Source organism: Occallatibacter sp., assembly GCF_049802275.1.
Classification (GTDB): Bacteria; Acidobacteriota; Terriglobia; order Terriglobales; family Acidobacteriaceae; genus Telmatobacter.
The window spans coordinates 14,081-31,422 of record NZ_JBARMD010000555.1 but is presented as its reverse complement, the minus strand read 5'-3'; the positions used below and the strand labels follow the sequence as shown (position 1 = coordinate 31,422).

At 57.9% G+C, this 17,342-nt stretch carries 18 protein-coding genes; 6 read left to right on the top strand and 12 right to left on the bottom strand.

All coding sequences use genetic code 11. From position 1 onward, the window contains the following. From WA354_RS19265 to WA354_RS19250, 4 genes are all read right to left on the bottom strand, one after another. Positions 1 to 646, bottom strand: a 646-nt coding sequence (locus WA354_RS19265) for an NAD-dependent malic enzyme (RefSeq protein ID WP_472814641.1), incomplete at its 3' end; no start/stop codon positions are given. Between the two features lie 273 nt (positions 647 to 919). After that, positions 920 to 1,129: a hypothetical protein gene (locus WA354_RS19260; protein ID WP_472814640.1), complete on the bottom strand. Its 210-nt coding sequence runs from the start codon at positions 1,127 to 1,129 to the stop codon at positions 920 to 922. A 291-nt stretch (positions 1,130 to 1,420) separates the two neighbouring features. Next, on the bottom strand, positions 1,421 to 3,622 hold the full coding sequence (locus WA354_RS19255; protein ID WP_472814639.1) for a beta-galactosidase: 2,202 nt from the start codon (positions 3,620 to 3,622) through the stop codon (positions 1,421 to 1,423). 58 nt (positions 3,623 to 3,680) lie between these two features. Then, positions 3,681 to 4,805 (bottom strand): metallophosphoesterase, encoded by a 1,125-nt coding sequence (locus tag WA354_RS19250; protein ID WP_472814638.1) that lies wholly within the window; start codon positions 4,803 to 4,805, stop codon positions 3,681 to 3,683. 78 nt (positions 4,806 to 4,883) lie between these two features. On the opposite strand from WA354_RS19250, the gene hemW reads away from it, so the two are divergent. Further along, positions 4,884 to 6,125, top strand: a complete 1,242-nt coding sequence (gene hemW, locus WA354_RS19245; protein WP_472814637.1) for a radical SAM family heme chaperone HemW — start codon at positions 4,884 to 4,886, stop codon at positions 6,123 to 6,125. A 21-nt stretch (positions 6,126 to 6,146) separates the two neighbouring features. Here the strand turns inward: hemW and WA354_RS19240 are convergent, their stop codons facing one another. The 4 genes from WA354_RS19240 to cutA all read right to left on the bottom strand — a co-directional run bounded on the left by WA354_RS19240 (position 6,147) and on the right by cutA (position 8,912). Beyond that, positions 6,147 to 6,653, bottom strand: a complete 507-nt coding sequence (locus WA354_RS19240) for a GGDEF domain-containing protein (RefSeq protein ID WP_472814636.1) — start codon at positions 6,651 to 6,653, stop codon at positions 6,147 to 6,149. Positions 6,654 to 6,778: 125 nt separating this feature from the next. After that, positions 6,779 to 7,663, bottom strand: coding sequence for an MqnA/MqnD/SBP family protein (locus tag WA354_RS19235; protein ID WP_472814643.1), 885 nt, complete (start codon positions 7,661 to 7,663; stop codon positions 6,779 to 6,781). 43 nt (positions 7,664 to 7,706) lie between these two features. Next, positions 7,707 to 8,300: a biotin transporter BioY gene (locus WA354_RS19230; RefSeq protein ID WP_472814635.1), complete on the bottom strand. Its 594-nt coding sequence runs from the start codon at positions 8,298 to 8,300 to the stop codon at positions 7,707 to 7,709. A 273-nt stretch (positions 8,301 to 8,573) separates the two neighbouring features. Further along, positions 8,574 to 8,912, bottom strand: a complete 339-nt coding sequence (cutA, locus tag WA354_RS19225; protein ID WP_472814634.1) for a divalent-cation tolerance protein CutA — start codon at positions 8,910 to 8,912, stop codon at positions 8,574 to 8,576. A gap of 226 nt (positions 8,913 to 9,138) precedes the next feature. Here cutA and WA354_RS19220 point away from each other — a divergent pair, with 226 nt between their 5' ends. Continuing rightward, entirely contained in the window at positions 9,139 to 10,542 is a 1,404-nt protein-coding gene (locus WA354_RS19220) for a phosphoglucomutase/phosphomannomutase family protein (protein WP_472814633.1), read from the top strand. A gap of 14 nt (positions 10,543 to 10,556) precedes the next feature. Continuing rightward, positions 10,557 to 10,970, top strand: a complete 414-nt coding sequence (locus WA354_RS19215; protein ID WP_472814632.1) for an FtsB family cell division protein — start codon at positions 10,557 to 10,559, stop codon at positions 10,968 to 10,970. Between the two features lie 100 nt (positions 10,971 to 11,070). Here WA354_RS19215 and WA354_RS19210 read toward each other — a convergent pair whose 3' ends face one another. After that, positions 11,071 to 11,973, bottom strand: coding sequence for an ROK family protein (locus WA354_RS19210; protein WP_472814631.1), 903 nt, complete (start codon positions 11,971 to 11,973; stop codon positions 11,071 to 11,073). Between the two features lie 216 nt (positions 11,974 to 12,189). Between WA354_RS19210 and WA354_RS19205 the strand changes: the two genes are divergently transcribed. Continuing rightward, on the top strand, positions 12,190 to 13,005 hold the full coding sequence (locus WA354_RS19205; RefSeq protein ID WP_472814630.1) for a transporter: 816 nt from the start codon (positions 12,190 to 12,192) through the stop codon (positions 13,003 to 13,005). Beyond that, on the top strand, positions 13,002 to 13,856 hold the full coding sequence (locus tag WA354_RS19200) for a DUF1003 domain-containing protein (protein WP_472814629.1): 855 nt from the start codon (positions 13,002 to 13,004) through the stop codon (positions 13,854 to 13,856). Before WA354_RS19205 ends, WA354_RS19200 begins: the two co-directional genes overlap by 4 nt. Here the strand turns inward: WA354_RS19200 and WA354_RS19195 are convergent. After that, positions 13,853 to 15,244, bottom strand: a complete 1,392-nt coding sequence (locus WA354_RS19195; RefSeq protein ID WP_472814642.1) for a carbohydrate porin — start codon at positions 15,242 to 15,244, stop codon at positions 13,853 to 13,855. The genes WA354_RS19200 and WA354_RS19195 overlap by 4 nt on opposite strands. A 249-nt stretch (positions 15,245 to 15,493) precedes the next feature. Here WA354_RS19195 and WA354_RS19190 point away from each other — a divergent pair, with 249 nt between their 5' ends. Beyond that, complete coding sequence (locus WA354_RS19190) at positions 15,494 to 15,766, top strand: metal/formaldehyde-sensitive transcriptional repressor (RefSeq protein WP_472814628.1); 273 nt, start codon at positions 15,494 to 15,496, stop codon at positions 15,764 to 15,766. Between the two features lie 113 nt (positions 15,767 to 15,879). Here WA354_RS19190 and WA354_RS19185 read toward each other — a convergent pair whose 3' ends face one another. Then, positions 15,880 to 16,617: a sulfite exporter TauE/SafE family protein gene (locus WA354_RS19185; protein ID WP_472814627.1), complete on the bottom strand. Its 738-nt coding sequence runs from the start codon at positions 16,615 to 16,617 to the stop codon at positions 15,880 to 15,882. 104 nt (positions 16,618 to 16,721) lie between these two features. Further along, the gene (gene efp, locus WA354_RS19180) at positions 16,722 to 17,297 is read right to left on the bottom strand and encodes an elongation factor P (protein WP_472814626.1); all 576 of its coding nucleotides are present in this window, start codon (positions 17,295 to 17,297) and stop codon (positions 16,722 to 16,724) included. Positions 17,298 to 17,342: the final 45 nt, after the last annotated feature.

Genomic DNA, 17,342 nt, shown 5'->3' with positions numbered 1-17,342 from the left:
CGTTCAGTAGTTTCTCGTTGTCGGTGCCTGCGTCCAGCAGGATAGGCAGGCAATGTTCTGGCGGAATGCCGCCAAGGGCGGTGTAGAGTGCCATCTTGCCGATAGGTATGCCCATGCCGCCGGCGCCCTGGTCACCGAGGCCGAGGATGCGCTCTCCGTCGCTGACAACGATGCAGCGCACGTCATCGTAGCGACGGTCGGCAAGAATCTGATCGATTCTGTGTCGATTCGGATAACTGATGAACAGTCCGCGAGGCCGCCGCCAGATTTCAGAAAAGCGCTGGCATCCTTCTCCAACCGCCGGCGTATAAACAATCGGGAGCAACTCTTCTGTATAGTGCTCGATCATCGAGTAGAACAGGGTCTCATCGTTGTCCTGCAGATCTCGCATGTTGCTGTACTTGCCGAATGCGGTATCGCGCGAATCAATCACGCGCTTGCGGCGCAGGCGCTGATCTTCAAGCGTGCCGATGTGCGGCGGCAGTAGACCGTGCAGGCCGAATAAGTCACGTTCCTGCTCGTTGAACGCCGTGCCTTTGTTTAGCCGGGAATTGAACAAGAGTTCGACGCCATGCAGGCGCGTTCGGATCGTTGCAGGCTTTTCATCGGAATCGATGGCGGGAGCAGATTGTGGTGTTTCGCTCACTTGAAGTCCTCTTTCGTCTCTCGTCGGGGAATCAGCGTTCCAAGGTCTTTCAGACTCACCGATGATAGCCAATAGAAGACTGGCCGCCTGTGACGGGTGCAACACGGTTTGCAAATGCATCTCATGGTGCAATTTGCGGACGAGAATGGGCGGAATGATGATTAAAGTTCAAAGGCCCACGCCTCTTTTGGAGAACGTGGGTCCTTTTTTCAGATTCAATTCAAATTCTAGAGACGCCTCAGAAGTTTCGCCATGGGCGTCATTGCGGCAGTTTTATCGATTGCTGCTACCAGAGCCACCGGAGTGCTGGCTTCCGCTGCCCGGCTGATTGCCGCCCTTGTTCATGTCGTTCGGCTTGCCTTGCTGGCCACTGCCGCTCTTCTGAGACGGATCCTGCTGGCCTGTGCCACTCTTCTGGGCTGGATCCTGATTGCTGTGAGTACCGCTGCCGGAACCTTGCTGTGAGCCTTGTTGATTTGCCATTGAAGTGCTCCTGTGTATGCCGCGCTGCACCTCTTACGCGTACGTAACGCCGGCCTTCACTGGGATGCCCCCTGTACTATCCGCAGTTGTCCGATTTTGAGAATCCGGCGCTAAGTTTAACTCGGCTACAAGTGATTGATAATTAAATATTTATATGGAGAATATTCCCCGGTTGCAATGCTCGGAAATGGTGCTAAAATGCTGCATGTGCGGCTCACGCTCAGCGGCATTTGCGGAAGCCTTTTGCATAGTTAGAACATGGGTTTCGCCTTCCCTGCACCTCGCGCAATCCTATTTCTCTTCCACAATTGCCAAGTCCCACGCTCCGAGCGCCAGCGAATCTGTCTTTGACACCGGTTTCGCATTCAGCAGATTTGTTCCTGGGCCGTACGAGTAGATCGCTTCTACGTCGCCACCGGAGTAGTTGAAGTAATAGTGCACACGCTTGCCCATGCGATTCACGCCATGCGTCACATGCACCGCTGCAGGTTGCTGCTGATCGGGCCCCGCAAGCCCGGCCTCTTCTAGGGCCTGTTTCAGGACCGCCGTTTGTAGCGCGCCAGAAAGATAGGTTCCTTCGTAAATCAGCGTACCCTGACCGAACTGGTTCTCAGTAATCGCAGGCCACTTTCCGAAAAACGGATGATCGTAATAAGCCAGCACCTTTGCGTGCTCCGGCATAAGGAACTCCGCCCAATAGCTCACCTGGTTCGCATTCTTGTCTGTCTCTCCCACGTGGAACGGATCTCCCTTGAGTGCCAGAGGGTGTTCGAGGTTTGAGAATTCCTGGTAGCTGAATCCCGCTGCCTCTCGCAGCGGGCCCGGCGCCCGCACGGAGCGGACAGTGGAGTTCTCGTTTGCAAATCCGCTCTTGAACGTCATCAGCACGTGGCCGCCGTCTTTCACATAGTCTGAGATGCGTTGCAACAGGGCATCATCCGAGATGTAAAGTGCCGGCACGATCAACAACTTGTAAGCGGAGAAGTCCCCGCTCTCCGGAAACACAAAATCCGTGCTCACATTCAGGTCATACAGAGAGCGGTGGATCTGCTGCACCAGTGAGTCGTACCCCTGAGGGCTGTGCGTCCAGCTAAATGTAGGAACCGGCCCGCCGTAGGGCATGAAGTCGATCGCATTGGCGGAGTCTCGGCTCCACAGAATCGCAACGTCGCTTTTCTTTTTCAGCCCGACCAGGTGTGGCCCGATTTTCTGCAACTCGTGTGCCGTACGGCTCATTTCACCGTAGGCGCGGTTAGGCTCAAGATCGTGGGAGAGAATCCCCTTCCAGTAGGTTTCCTGCCCTGCCGCGATGGACGCCCAGTGCCAGTACTCCACCATGTTGGCGCCATTCGAAAGATGCGTGTATACATCCTCACGCAGCTGCCCATCGTAGGGCGGAAACTGGCCTTCGGAACTCCATCCAATGGTTTGCGCATTGGTTTCGGTCACAAGAAAATTCGAATGCTTCAAGGAGCGTGTGAAGTCGCCCTGGATCGACTGGATCGCGCCGTCGTAGTGATCCTGGGTACCGTGGTAAATGTTGTCAGCGGGGATGTCGAGTGCTTCAGCAATGGCCTCTTCATTCACGTCATGTCGCATCATGCCGCCGTAATCCGTGGTGACGAACTGCCGCGTTCCGGCACATTCGCGAACCAGCTCCGCCTGCCAGTGCAGAAAGTCCGTCACCCGCATCTGGCTCCAGCGTGTCCACTCCAGCTTGTAGCTCGTGGAAATGGTGCCTTCCCGGGTGGGCAGGTCTTCCCATGTGTGCAGGTTCTCGCCCCAGTAGTTCAGGAACCACGCCTTGCTCAGAGCCTCAGGAGTGCCGAACTTCTTCTCGAGATAGTGTTGGAAGCCGATGAATACATCTCGATTCGCGGCCTCGTAGCTCGAAGTCTCGTTGTCGAGCTGCCAGCCGATCACCGTGGGATTGTCCTTGTAGTGCGCGACGATGTGGCGGATCAACCGCTCCGCATAAAACCTATACGCGGGCGAATCTGTATCCATGTTCTGACGCATGCCGTACACGCCAGGCACGGCCTTGCCGCCGAATGGGCCGGACGGAATGCGGTCCGCAAGGATCTCCGGATGTTGGTGCGCCATCCAAGCGGGAATCGAATACGTGGGCGTGCCGAGGATTACCTTGATGCCGGCTTTTCCCATCGCATCCACAATGTGATCCATCCACGCGTATTCAAAGCGTCCGTCTTCCGGCTCCCACAGGCTCCACGTCGACTCGCCCATGCGCACCACATTAAGGCCGGCGGCCTTCATCATTGCGACGTCCGTCGGGAGACGCGCGTCCTGATCACCGGGCATGTACTCGTTGTAGTACGCGGCGCCATACAACACCGTCGGGAATTCCAGCGTCTGCTGCGCCGGTGTCGGTGAGTCGGTACGCGCTTGCTGAGCTGGGGCGACAAATGTTATGAGAGACGCGGAGACGAGACTAAGAAGAAAGCGTTTGCTGGACGAATCACTGAACAATCTCATGGCTACCTTTCGCGAGAACAAAACGATCGCTTGAAACGGAAGGACTATGAGAACACTTCTATGCGAAGGTCAGCAACACAATCTCGGAATGGGTTCCGACACGCATCGGCGGACCCCACGTTCCAGCCCCGCTCGACGTATAGACCTGCATCTCGCCGAAGCTTTGCAGCCCATAAGTGAATTTGCCGAAGGCACGCCGCGTAATCAGGTTGAAGGGAAACATCTGGCCGCCGCCATGGGTGTGTCCTGAAAGCTGCAGGCTCACCCCGGCATGTTCGGACAGCGGCAGCTGGCTCGGCACGTGATTCAGCAGAATGCTGGGCGGTCCGTCCTTCAGCCTCAGTCCTTCGAGAAACGTGCGCATCTGCAGTGGATAGGTCGAGTGCCCATAGGCTACGCCCACGATGCGCACACCGTCGACGACAGCGCATTCGTTGTGCAGCACGCGAATTCCGCCACCCCGGAGCGCCTCTTCAAAATGTGCAGCTCCACCAAACTCCTCATGATTGCCGCCGACGAAGTACATCCCCAGGGGCGGCTTCAACTCCAGTAAGGGCGCGGCCATTGCAAGCGGGTCGACCTTGCTGCCGTCAAACATGTCTCCGGGAAGAAAGACGATTGCGGGGTTCAAGTCGCCGACCATTTTCGCGATCCGTCGTGCGAACGCGAGCCCATTGACGTGCCCCAGGTGCAGATCGCTCACTAGCAGCGCCTGTCGTCCTCGCCAGTTCTGCGGCAAGCCGGACAACTTCACGGTAACCCGCCGTAAGCGGATATTTCGGGCATTCACCAGACCATACACGGCGGTCACGATTGCCACGACAAGAAGCGTCCCGGCGATGTACGGCCTGTCGGCGATTCTTGTTGCCGCTGGAACGAAAGAGCGCAACAGCAGATCCACGAGCCACGCGATCACCGCGCCGACGAAGAGGAAGTTCGCCAGCCCCATCCACAGCGCGGCGGCCTTGTAGAAAATCCGCACGACAGGATTGGACGAACGAAATCCCAGGAGTGTCGCAGTCATGAAGACGAACGAGAGCACGATAAAAGCGATCCGCAATGCGTCCACCGCTGTGGTGCTCATCGGCCGCCAGAAGTCGATCCATGTCCGATACAGGAACCAATGGGCTAGGCATAGGAATGACTGAACAATTGAGATGGCAAGAAGTGGCCAGGCCTTCAAAGACGTCTCCTCTTACACTTGTGGCGCCAACCCGGAGTGGGTCTGTGCGGTTTCCCGGAGGCATGAAAGAATCAGATTATGGCAGCGTCCGCGAGCGAACAACTCGGCATTTACGTATCGATCCCGTTTTGCCGCTCCAAATGCACCTACTGCAATTTTGCATCGGGCGTATATCCGGCCGGCGAACACGCCCGGTACATCCAACGCCTCATCGATGAGATGCGCGGCGCGCGCCAATGGAGCGAGAACCTTCACGCAGATCTACCGGCCCGCGTCGACACCATCTATCTCGGCGGCGGAACACCGAGCCTGCTCGAACCGGATCTGATTGCCAAACTCTTCGCTGCCATTCACGGGGAATTTACGGTGGAATCTGATGCCGAGATCACAGTCGAGTGCGCCCCGGGCCAGATTTCCGACACGACCCTTGCAGCGCTTGCCAAGGCGGGCGTCACTCGCATCAGCCTCGGTGTTCAGTCCTTCATCGACCGCGAAGCCCAGCAGAGCGGCCGACTCCACAGCCGGGCTGTAGTGCTCGAGGACCTGAAGCGCCTGCGCTCCGCGGGGATTACGAACCTGAACATCGACCTGATCGCGGGCCTCGCGGGACAGACATTCGCGTCCTGGCAGGAATCCGTTGCAACGCTCGTTGAGGCCAACATCCCTCATGCCAGCATCTACATGCTCGAGGTCGACGACGAGTCGCGTCTCGGCCGCGAGCTGCTCGCCGGAGGCGCCCGCTACCACGCCGGGTTGGTTCCCAGCGACGATACCATTGCCCGCATGTACGAGAGCGCCATCGATAGCCTTGCCGTCGCGGGATTGGCGCAGTATGAGATTTCAAACTTCGCGCGTCCCGGCTGCAAATCGCGGCACAACCTGCGCTACTGGCAGCGCCGCCCCTATCTCGGCCTGGGGCTCGACGCTTCGTCCATGCTGCGCGAATCCGTGGAATCACCAAATAGTGCCTCGCCAGCCCACGTTCTGCGCTTTACCAACACCGACGACTTGAAGGCTTACCTCGAAGTGCCGCAACCGCCCGAGATGGCGTGGCTTTCACCGGCGCGCCAGCACGAAGAGGCATGGTTTCTCGGTCTCCGACTAAACGGCGGGGTTTCTGTTTCCGCCCTCCGTCAGGAATTCGGCAACCAAATGGTTGCCCGCGCTCTCGAAGTCGTCGGATTACTAACGGATCGCGGCATGCTCACATTTGACGGTGAAACAGCGCAACTCACCGCTCAGGGCCGCATGCTTTCGAACGAGGTCTTCCAGGAATTTCTCGAGTCCGCCACGTCGGATCTCACAGTTGCCGCGCATTGATGCGTCTCACTTACAGAGCCACTACCACCGTAGCGATTCGTCCTGCAGAACGGGGACAAGGAACCCACCAGGGTCCAATTCATCCGCTGCTCCCAGGCAATGAATCGACCCCAATCCCGTTGCTTGTGCTCGCTGCAATGCTTTCCTGGCCTCGCGCAACACCACAAACGGCGACCGACCGAGGCTAGACACGACGCCGAAGCAGGCTTTCAGGCGAATCTCCTCACCACAGACTTCGAATGGTGATCCAAAAACGCCGTCGCGTATGCGCTCAGCCAGAGTTTTCGCATTGAAGAGGCTGCACCCCGGCAGGATCAGGGCTAGCTCTCCGTCGGCGTCGCGACCCACGGAATCGTAGCAGCGCAATATCCGCGTGACGCCCTCAACGATCAGGCGCACCGTTTCTTCGTCTCGAGCGTTTTCGTGCGCAGATTGCCGGCTTACCTGATCCGCAAATCCGATGTGAATCAGCGCCAGCGGCATCTTCAGGCGCTGCGCCCGGTCGGTCTCGCAAAAAAGCGCAGACACAAGCTCATCTCGACTCAAAAGCATTGGCTTGCCCCAATACCCAATTGCATCGGCCGAGATTAGAGAATCTTTAGAACAGTTCCGAGAAAATTGGCAGATTCAAATTACCTGGTCTGAAGCCGCCCTCAGTCGACGAACTCGACCTTGGGTGCGATGGGAATGATTCCGCGCTCATAACCAAGATCCAGCAGCTTGCGGATTGCCTCGCGTCCGTCTGGACCATAGTCCAGCGTCCGCTCATTCACATACATGCTGACAAAGCGGCTCGCCAGGCTGGTGTCCAGATCGCGCGCGAACTGCATGGCGTATTCCAGTGCCTGCTCCCGATGATCGAGCCCGTGCTGGATGCTGTCGCGCAGCGCCTTCGAGATGATCTTGTGCGAATCGGCTCCCAGCGAGCGCCGAATCGCGTTGCCGCCCAAAGGCAGCACCAGCTTTGTCGTTTCTCTCCACCACACGCCGAGATCAATGATCTTGTGGAGACCGCTTCTCGAATAGGTCAGCTGCCCTTCGTGAATAATGAGCCCCGCCTCGTACTTGCCGGCCAGCACTTCAGGAATGATCTGGTCGAAGGGGACGACCTCCGTCTCAATTTCCGGATTGAAGATCTTCAGCGCCAGGTACGCCGTGGTCATTGTGCCCGGTACGGCCACCTTTACGCGCTTCAGATCGTCAAGCGCCAGGGGGCGCTGCGAGATAACCATCGGCCCGTAGCCCTCGCCTACGCTGCCGCCGCAGCCCATCAGCGCATAGTTTTCCTGGATGTAAGGATAGGCGTGGAAGCTGATCGCCGTCACGTCGTAAAAGGCCTCGTCCTGTGCGCGACGGTTCAGGGTTTCGATATCGCACAGGGTATGGGAAAACTTGTATCCCGGCACCCGAACTTTATTGGTGGCCAGGCCATAGAACATGAAGGCATCATCCGAGTCGGGGCTATGTGCAATAGAAATTTCCCGGGTCGAATTCAAGACGGCTGATTCAGAATGCTTGGTGCTCACTGAGACAAAGATCCTTTCAACAAAAACCACAATGCGGTTTGGCGACGGTGCGCCGTTAGCGGCTGCGGCGAACCCGTTCGAGCCCCTTGGCAATGGCCGCAGCGGCCACCACCTTTAGCGCGTCGCCTGGAAGGAAGGGAAGGACCGCCAGCGCGAAAGCAGTTCTTAAAGAACCATGCGTCCACGCCGCAAGCCACGCAAACCCGCACAAAAGAATAACCACGTTGCCAATGGCCGCGCTTGACAATGCAGCCGAAAATCCTCGCCCGCTGCGCCTCCACAGATACGCGATCGAGGCTGCCGCGGCCGGATACGACATCAGATATCCGCCGGTCGGTCCGAGCAGGTGCGCCATGCCAGCCCCAAAGGCTATTCCGGGCGCGAACACCGGCAGCCCCAACGCACCTTCAACCAGGTAAGCTCCCAGTGTGGCGGCTGCCACGCGCGGTCGAAGTAGAAGTCCAAGTAGAACCACGGCAAAGGGCTGCAGGGTCAACGGAACCGGTGTAAACCAAAGCGGGAGAGTGATGTGCGAGCAGAACGCTACCAGGGCGCTACCCGCCAGCACGATTCCGGCGGTGCGCAATCCCTGTGACGCGGCAGGATACGCGATCTCTGAAGCCATGGGCTTCGAAATTCCGTTTTCCACGTTTGTTTCCTTAACTTTCTGACTCCAAGTCGGATGCTTCGGTTTTCCCGATCACAACGGCGTCGCCTTCAGGCAGTTGACTTTTAAGCACTGTGCGTTGTCGCAGGATGTGGTGCACCATACCCGCAGCCGCCGCCAGCAACCCGGCTACCGAAATCAAAAGAGCAATAAAGAGCCAACGCATAACAGCTGAAGCTCAGAATATCAGATACGCGAAAGATCCCGGCCGCGCCCGGATGCTGGCGCGGCGCAAAGAATTAGCGGCATTCGCCGCTACTTATGCTCTGCCAGGGTTCCAAATAACCAATCGAGGTAGATCTTGCTGCCCTGTTCCACTGGAATGACCAGGAACTCCGGTATGCGGTAACTGTGCAACTCGCGCATGCGTGCTTCCAGGGCCTCGATCTTATCCGCGCTCGTCTTCAACATGACCATGGTTTCAGGAGCGGAATGGATGTGGTCTTTCCAGAAATAAATCGACTGGACAACCGGCAGCAGCGTGGCGCATGCCACCAGCCGCTCCTCTACCAGCGTGCGGCCCAGCTTGTTGGCTTCATCCAGCGTGCTTTCGGTGGTCAAGACAATCCGTGCCTGCGGGTTCGCTTCGAGCATTTCGTTCTCCCGAGTCCAGTGTACGAACTGAAGCCGTCACTTCCGATCACAATTTTCGCCTGATGAATCAAAGTAACCCATTTTGTCCAGTCCTCCGGTTCGCCGCTCTCGCGTCGATTTTCCCGAACTTGCCGACTTCCCCCCGGTGTTGCAGTATGTTCCTTGCGGCTTGCGCATCCTAATGCATACATTCTGCGGATCCAGGGCCGCTTGAGGAGAACAATCGATGAGTTCCGTCATTAAATTCGGCACCTCCGGTTGGAGGGCCATCGTTGCCGACGAATTTACGCTGGCCAACATTCGCCTCGCCATCGCAGGCATCGCCGCATACGTCAAAACCCAGCCCGAGCCTCACCGGGTCCTTGTCGGTCGCGATCCGCGGTTCCTTGGGGAAAGCTTCGTCGCCGAAGCCGCAAGGATCCTTGCCGGTGCCGGCATCACCCCCATCGTCATTCCCGATGCCGCGCCTACGCCGGCCATTGCCTACGCCGTTCGGGCGCTAAAGACCTCCGGCGCCATCAACTTCACCGCCTCGCACAATCCACCGGAATACAACGGCATCAAGTTCTCCACCCACGATGGGGCCCCGGCACTACCCGAAGTCACAAAACAGATCGAAGCCGCCATCAATGCCAACACCGAAGATAAAATCCCCCACGCCGATCCGCCCGACGGCGGCTTTGAAAACGAAGACGTAAAGCCCGGTTTCCTGCACCGGCTCGGCGAACTCGTCGATCTCAAGACCATCGCCAACTCCCACATCAAGGTCGTTTTCGATCCCTTCTGGGGAGCGGGTCGCGGCTACAGTTGCCACATCCTGCGCGAGGCGGGCGTCGAAGTTGCCACCGTCCACGACTACCGAGACGTCCTCTTCGGCGGTCACGCCCCGGAGCCCGACGACCACCTGCTGGGCGACTGCAAAAAGAAGATGAAGGAGTTTGGCGCGAAGATTGGCATCGCTACCGACGGAGACGCCGACCGCTTCGGCATCGTCGACGAAGATGGCACCTTCATTCAGCCCAACTACATCATCGCGTTGCTGTTCGACTACCTCGTCGAAACCCGCGGCTGGAAGAACGGCGTTGCCAAATCAGTGGCCACCACCAACCTCGTCAATGCGCTTGCCGAGTATCACAAGGTACCGCTCTTCGAGACGCCGGTCGGCTTCAAGTACATCGGCGAGCTCATCATCGCCGACAAGATCGCCATCGGCGGCGAGGAATCCGCTGGCCTCACCATCCGCGGACACGTGCCTGAGAAGGACGGCATCATCGCCGGCTTGCTTGTGGCGGAAATGGTGGCCGCCCGCAAGAAAAGCCTGGGCCGCCAGCTCAAGGAACTGTTTGCCAAGGTTGGTTCCTTCTACCCAGTTCGCGAGAACTTCCACTTGACCCCGGAGCGGAAGGCCGCGTTCACTGAAGAATTGAAGAAGGATCCCACCGAGCTCGGCGGGCGCAAGGTCACCGGTGTAGTGCGCACTGACGGTCTCAAGCTGATCCTTGACGATGGCTCGTGGGTCTGCTTCCGCCTTTCGGGAACGGAACCCGTGGTAAGGGCATATACCGAGGTGCGCTCAGAGAAAGACATGGCAGCGCTCCGATCGGCAGCAGAGAAATTCGTACAAGGTTGATCCGTAGAGGCCGAATGCAGCAACAACCGAATCTGTTCAGTGAAAAAAAGGAAGCGGCCGGCGAGCCGCTTCCATTTCGTCAGCGCGCCATGGATTGGGCTCAGCAGGGTTGGCGTCCTGCCGGCACGCTGTTCGCCGTCGCCCTCGCCCTTCTCTTTGCCTGGAGTGTAATCAACGGCCGTCATGGCGTGTCGACGTGGTATCAGCAGCGCAACCAGGAAAAGCAGTTGAAGCACGAGATCGACGATCTCCAGCAGGAGAATGCCCGTCTGCGCAATCACGTCGAGCACCTCAAGTCCGACCCCAGCGCCATCGAACACGAAGCCCGGGAAAAGCTTCACTACGCCAAACCCGGCGAAGTGATTTACACGCTGCCCCCGGATCCGGAGAAGCAGTCGCTAGCGCAGCCCGCAGGCTCGGCTCGATAGCTGTCCGTTCCCTCAAGAATGATCTGCGCAACCGACAGGTTTCATCTAGAGCGCAGGCTATCGTGGGGCAACCGCACGCGATCGTGACAATCCCGAGAATCTATAATCCGGACTCGCGCGAAACCTGACCGAACCACTCCACGCCAGCCCCGGCGAGCGGAGCATTATCGCCAAGCTCCGCGATTCGGACCTCGAAATTCGTGCCAGCCAACTCGGCCTTGGCAGCGGGCAAGAACAAATGCGCAGATCGCGAAATCCCGCCGCCCAGCACCACCACATCCGGCGCGAAGTCAGCCAGCAGCCGCTTCATTGCAATTCCAAGAGTCTTGCCGAACTCCTCGAAGACCGCAACCGAAACCGGCTCGCCGCCCGTCGCATAGTGCGCGATCGACGCAACCTCGCGTTCCTGTCCTTTGCGCTCTTTGTACGCACGCTGCAACGCGCGTGTCGAGATCTGGTCTTCGACGATGCCGCCTTCATAGGGGACATTCCAGATCTCCCCGCCCGGAGGCACGCCCTTGCCCTCCGTCACGACGCGCCCATCCACGGCAAAGCCCGAACCCACGCCCGTTCCCAGCGTGAAGACCACGACGCGCTTTACTCCCCGCGCCGCACCCGCGCCAACCTCGCCCAGCAGGTAAGCCGCCGCGTCATTCAGAAAGCGCACCTGGCTTGCCTTCCATCCGAAACGTGCCGCCAACGCCTCGCTTACGTTCACGCCATACAGGAACGGCATCTTGTGCTTCGCCCAGCTAATGCCCTTGGCATAGTCAAATGGACCCGGCATCGCCAACTCCGCGCCCTGCACGCCTTCGATGTTCTCAGCCGTCTTTTTCCCCAGCGAGTACAACACTTCGACGAAGGCCTCGCTTGACTGCTCCTCAGGCTGATTGGCACGAACGACGGTTCCTAGCCGGAAGCCCTGTTTGAAGCACACAGCGGCAGAAATATGGCTGCCTCCAACGTCGTAGACCAGCACACATGGTTCGACTTCGGCGCTCACTGCCCACCTCGCTTCGGAATCATCAACATTGTACGGGTGCAGCCGCCTTACCATGTGCAAAGCAAGACTCGCATTTCGACGTCTCGATCGACCTCAAGCTTTTAACGCGGCATTGATATTTTATTTGAATTCAATCCCGGTATAGTGAATTGCAACTACATGCATCGAGCAAGGCGGCTTCTCTTATCCCTAATCTGCATGTTCGCCTCTGGGCCGATGCTCGCGCAGATGCCGTTTTACACGGATAACGCCGACGTCACCGACCGCGGAACTCTGCATTTTGAGTTCTTCAACGAATTCGACGGTCTCCAATCCGCACAGTTTCCTGACCTCCGCCAGAACACCGCAAACTTCAAATTCAACTACGGCCTGCCCCACAACCTCGAACTCGACGTCGATTTCCCTTATCTTGACATCTACCGAACCTCCGGGTCCGCGTCCTCGGCCGGCCTCGGCGATACCGACCTGGGCGTGAAGTGGAATTTCTACAAGACATCCGACCCGATGAGCGTTCCGGCACTCTCCGCCAGCCTGTACATCGAATTCCCCACAGGCGATTCCAGCCAGGACCTCGGCTCCGGTCTTACGGACTACTGGCTCAACGCTATCGCGCAGGAACCGTTTTCGGATAAGAGCAGGATCGACGCCAACTTCGGATTCCTGTTCGCCGGCAACACCAGCACCGGTGTCCTCGGTGTGCAAACCACGCGAGGCCATGTCTACACCGGTGGCCTTTCGTTCCAGCACGACTTCACCCCGCACCTCACGCTCGGCGCAGAACTCTATGGCGCCATCGCTGATACCAGCGGCCTGGGCAAAGATCAGTTGCAGGCCCTTTCCGGAGGCATATATCAGCTCAACAACCGCATGAGTGTCACGTTTGCCGTCCTCGGTGGCAGCCACATTGCCAGTCCCAGAATAGGCGGCCAGATAGGCTTTGAAGTAGACTTTCCCCTTCGACGCACCCATGCCGCCGCGCAGTCCGCATTCAATCAGCTCACCTCACCATCGCCACAATGGAGAACGCCATGACATGCAAGCCCGAAGTGCTGAGGAGCGTCCCGCTTTTCTCGCTGCTCGATGACGACGAAACCGCAGTCCTTGCCGAACAAGTTGAAGTCAAAACCTTCGCCGCCCGCGAGCGTATTTACAAAGCCGGCGAGCCCGGCATGGCTTATGTCATGGTCTCGGGCAGAGTCAAGGTCACAACCGTCGACGACGACCAGCAGGAGGTCGTCGTCGATGAGCCTGGAAAAGGCGAGTTCTTTGGTTTCGCATCCATGCTTGAACAGACGCCTCACCAAACCAGCGCCTTTGCGCTCGAAGACTCATCCTGCCTCGAGGTGTCTCGCGATGATATCGAGATCCTTCTTAAGCGCAAGCCAATGGCGGGAATGGATCTGCTTACCACGCTGGGCCACCAGTATCACGTCGCGCATCAATTGGTGAGAGGGCGCGTGACCCGCAATCCCAACGAGATCATCGAAAGGGAAATGACCGCAGGAGAACGGATCGCGGACGCTGTAGCGGGCTTTGGCGGCTCGTGGACCTTCATCATTACGTTTGCAGTTGTCCTGATTGTGTACACAATGGCGAACGTGATCCTCGACAGGAAAGCGTGGGATCCGTACCCATTCATCCTGCTCAACCTGTTTCTATCCATGCTTGCCGCCATCCAGGCTCCGGTCATCATGATGAGCCAGAATCGGCAGGACACCAAAGACAGGTTGCGTGGCGAACTCGATTTCGACGTCAATCGTCGCGCCGAGTCCGAGATCCAGGGGATATCAAGAAAGTTGAATCTGCTCGATGAGCGGATCGAGGATCTATCGGATATGCTTCGCGGAAAAGGAGCACCCAGCGTGGATCACCTGGCGCGCTAGAAATCCACGTGCATTCGCGCCGATCCTACCCACGCCGGCCCGCGATCGCGGTTATACCCGGGATCGTTAATGTGCTGAACGTTCACTGAGTAAAACATGCCCTTCCACGCGTGCCAGGTGTAATAGCTTTCCACAATGTTCTCGCGGCCATAGTTCAGGTTGCCGTCTCCAAGCAGGAACCCCAGGCCGCCCAAGCGCAGATAGTTCTGATGATCGCGCTTGATTGCATTCGATACTACCGCTATCGCAACCTTGTCGTTGGGCCGTTGCCACTGATTCCCAAAATATTCCGCGCCTGCTTCCACGGTCTGGTCTACCTCGGTGTAAGCAAACGACTCGTGCTGGCCTTCATTCCATCCGAACCGCCCGAATACGCTGAGATTTGCAGTCAACTCCTGTTCGGTGTTGTAGCCAAAGCCGTATTTCAGCGCGCCAAAGTGCTCGTGCGCTGTGATGGTGGGCGTCGGGTCCGTCCCCGCCAGGTACGCCTGCACTGCTTCTCGATACACCCCCATGTGCGCATGATTGCCATAGAAGAGCAGCCGCGACACGCCCTTGCGCTTTGGAATCCAACCGCGTCGCAGCTCAAACTCGCCGTTCTGCCCGTTCGCGCGGCTGAACGCCCAATCGAGATCGATGCCATTGGCGACGGTGGGCATTGCGTAAATCCCGTAACGAAAGCTCCAATTGAGATCGTCGTACTCCGCCATGCCACCCACGGTGTAGCCGCGTGTATCGGCCGCGTAGTCCCAGGCACCGTTGTTGTCGACCGTCCAGTTCAGGAATTGCAAGTGGCTGTCCGATCCAATCGCATTCACATCAAAGAAATCCGGCAGCGTCATCTTGCCGATGCGAAACTCCACCCGCCTCTCTGGCACAGTCGAAGCCAGCGCAAAGAAGTTTGGCTCCTGGCTGGTTGTCGTGTCCGTCAGCCCGAATACCTGGTGTATCTCGTAGCGCGCAATGTAAGGTGTTGCGCCAAGATTCGGATTACGCACCACATCCAGATTTGTGAATCCCGCCAGCCCCAGTGCCTCACTTAGCCCGCGCCCCGCTGCTAGTTCCATATCGAAGATGAAATCGGTGTTGTACCGAACCGACCGATTCCGCCTCATCCCCGTGTACAACGTGCCTACCATCGACGTTTTGTACTCCGCCGAATTGCGAAAACTATTTGTCCCCTCGTACAGCGAGTGAAACGGAAGCCGTCCCTGGAAGATGATGTTCGCCTGACCGGAAATCCAGTAACGTGCGTCTTCCGGATGCGGAAACATGGTCAGCACCGGTGTCTGCGATGGATCCGAAGGAGTGTTTTGATCGGCGACTGGTTTGCCGACCGGCCCCGAGTCGCTGTGCGCAATCAAGGTGTCTAAAGGTGGCAATATCACCCGGCGTTGGCAGTTGGGTTCCGGCGCCGAGGGGAAAGCATTAGTTGATTCAAACGACTGGGCACCGACAATGCCGGCCCCTGAAGCAAAAAACAGCTCAATCAGCAGGGCTGTACAAAGGCGACGCTGAATGGGGGAGAACATTTCGAGCCTTTCACAAAGATTCCGGCGCTAAGATAAGGAGGTAGATATACCCCCGTATGGTTTATACTATACCCAGGGTGGGTATATTTTAAGAGGTGATTTTCCATGTCCATGCATGACCGCGAGAAATTGAAACTGCTCCAGCGTGTGCGCCGGCTGCGCGGCCAGCTCGATGCTGTCGAGCGCCTGGTCAACACCGACGAAGACTGTGGGGGGCAGTTGATGCTGCTTGCCGCAGTACGCGGCGGAGTCAATGGCTTGATGGGAGAGATCATGGAGACGCACATTCGCTTCCATCTCGTCGACGGCGCCAAGGAGCAGATCGCTCCCGAACTCGCAGAGGATCTCATTGATCTGGTTCGCGCCTATCTCAAATAGAGCCATCGCCTCGCCAATATCCTAGAGGCCATGGCTTGCCGGAGATATTAGCGCTCCATTGATTCTGAGGGGTACCCATTTCTTGTACGTTCTCGTGCCCATGTCAGTGTGGCTTACAGCTTGCTCCACCCCGCCAGGAACAGGACACCGGCAGCGAGCAGCGTCAAGTCGATAATCAGCACAAATACACGCTCCGGGAGGCGGTCGACGACGCGTTTTCCGGCAAATGATCCTGCCACCATGATCGGCCCCAACGCGAGGCCACTCACGATCGCACGTATGGGCAGCACCGCCGACTCGCGATAGGCGACCAGTTTCGCGACGTGCATCACCACTGTCGAAAGCGCTTCGGTCCCGATATACGCGCCCTTTACAAGCCCGTAGGCAAGAAAGAACGGCGCCATCAGCGGACCCACGCTGCCCAGCAGTGCCGAAAGAAAACTCGACGCGGCGCCGATCAGCGCGAACGACCGTAATGGCGGCTTGAACGCAGAAAGTTTTGGCAAATGGCGCAACACGACGATGAGAATGAGAAACGTTCCCAGAATCCGCGTTAGTGCCGCTAGCGGCGCGTGGGCAAAGAGAAATCCGCCCAACAGCGCCATCGGCACGCCGCCTAGCGCGAACCATGCCACGACACGCCAGTTCAATTCGTGCCGGTTGAACCACACGCGGCTTCCATTGCCAATCAGTTGCGCGACAGTGAGAATTGGGATTGCCTCGCGCACGCCGAAGACGAACACAAGCATTGGCAGCAACACCGCTGCGCCACCGAACCCGGTAACCGCCGCCAGCAGCGCCGCAACGAACGCGACACCGGCGAGAAGCGAAAGCCGAAGAGCCTCAGGCATGATGTTCTCGCGAAAGAGGACTCGGGAATCAGATGCCGATGTAGTTTACAAACCCGTTGATAGGGCCGAGATGAGAATCCTGCCGCGTCCGGCGGGAATCGGCATTATGCGCGACCCGCGAATTCGCGTGTCTCGGTGTAGACCTTCACCTTTTCGCCCTCTTCCACGAAGAATGGCACCCTGATCTCAAGACCTGTCTCAAGTCTCGCGTGCTTTGTTACTGCGCCGCTGGCGGTATTGCCGCGCGCCCCGGGCTCGGTATACGCCACGGCAAGTTCGACCTTCTCGGGCAATTGCAATCCGATCGGGTTGCCGTTGAATTTATCGATTTTGATGATGACGCCTTCGGTGAGAAACTGCAGAGCGTCGCCGAGTTTTTCCGGCGTCAGAGGAATTGTGTCGAAGGTCTCCTGGTCCATGAAGTACGAAGCATCGCCGTCGGAGTAGAGGTAAGAAGCCTCAATCGTCTCAAGATCCGGCTCCTTGAACTTCTCGCCCGCCTTGAATGTCTTGTCGAAGACCGCGCGCGTAAGCAGGTTGCGCATCTTCAGACGAACCAGCGTCTGTCCACCGCGCGCGGTGGGCGTAGAAACATCCACGTCGAGGCAGTAGTAAGGGGTGTTTTCAAGCTCGAAGTACATCTTGCGCTTGATGTCGATTGCGTCTATCAGTGCGGCCATGAAAACATTTTATCTGCCTGACACGAGTTTTCCGCTCTTCGGCCT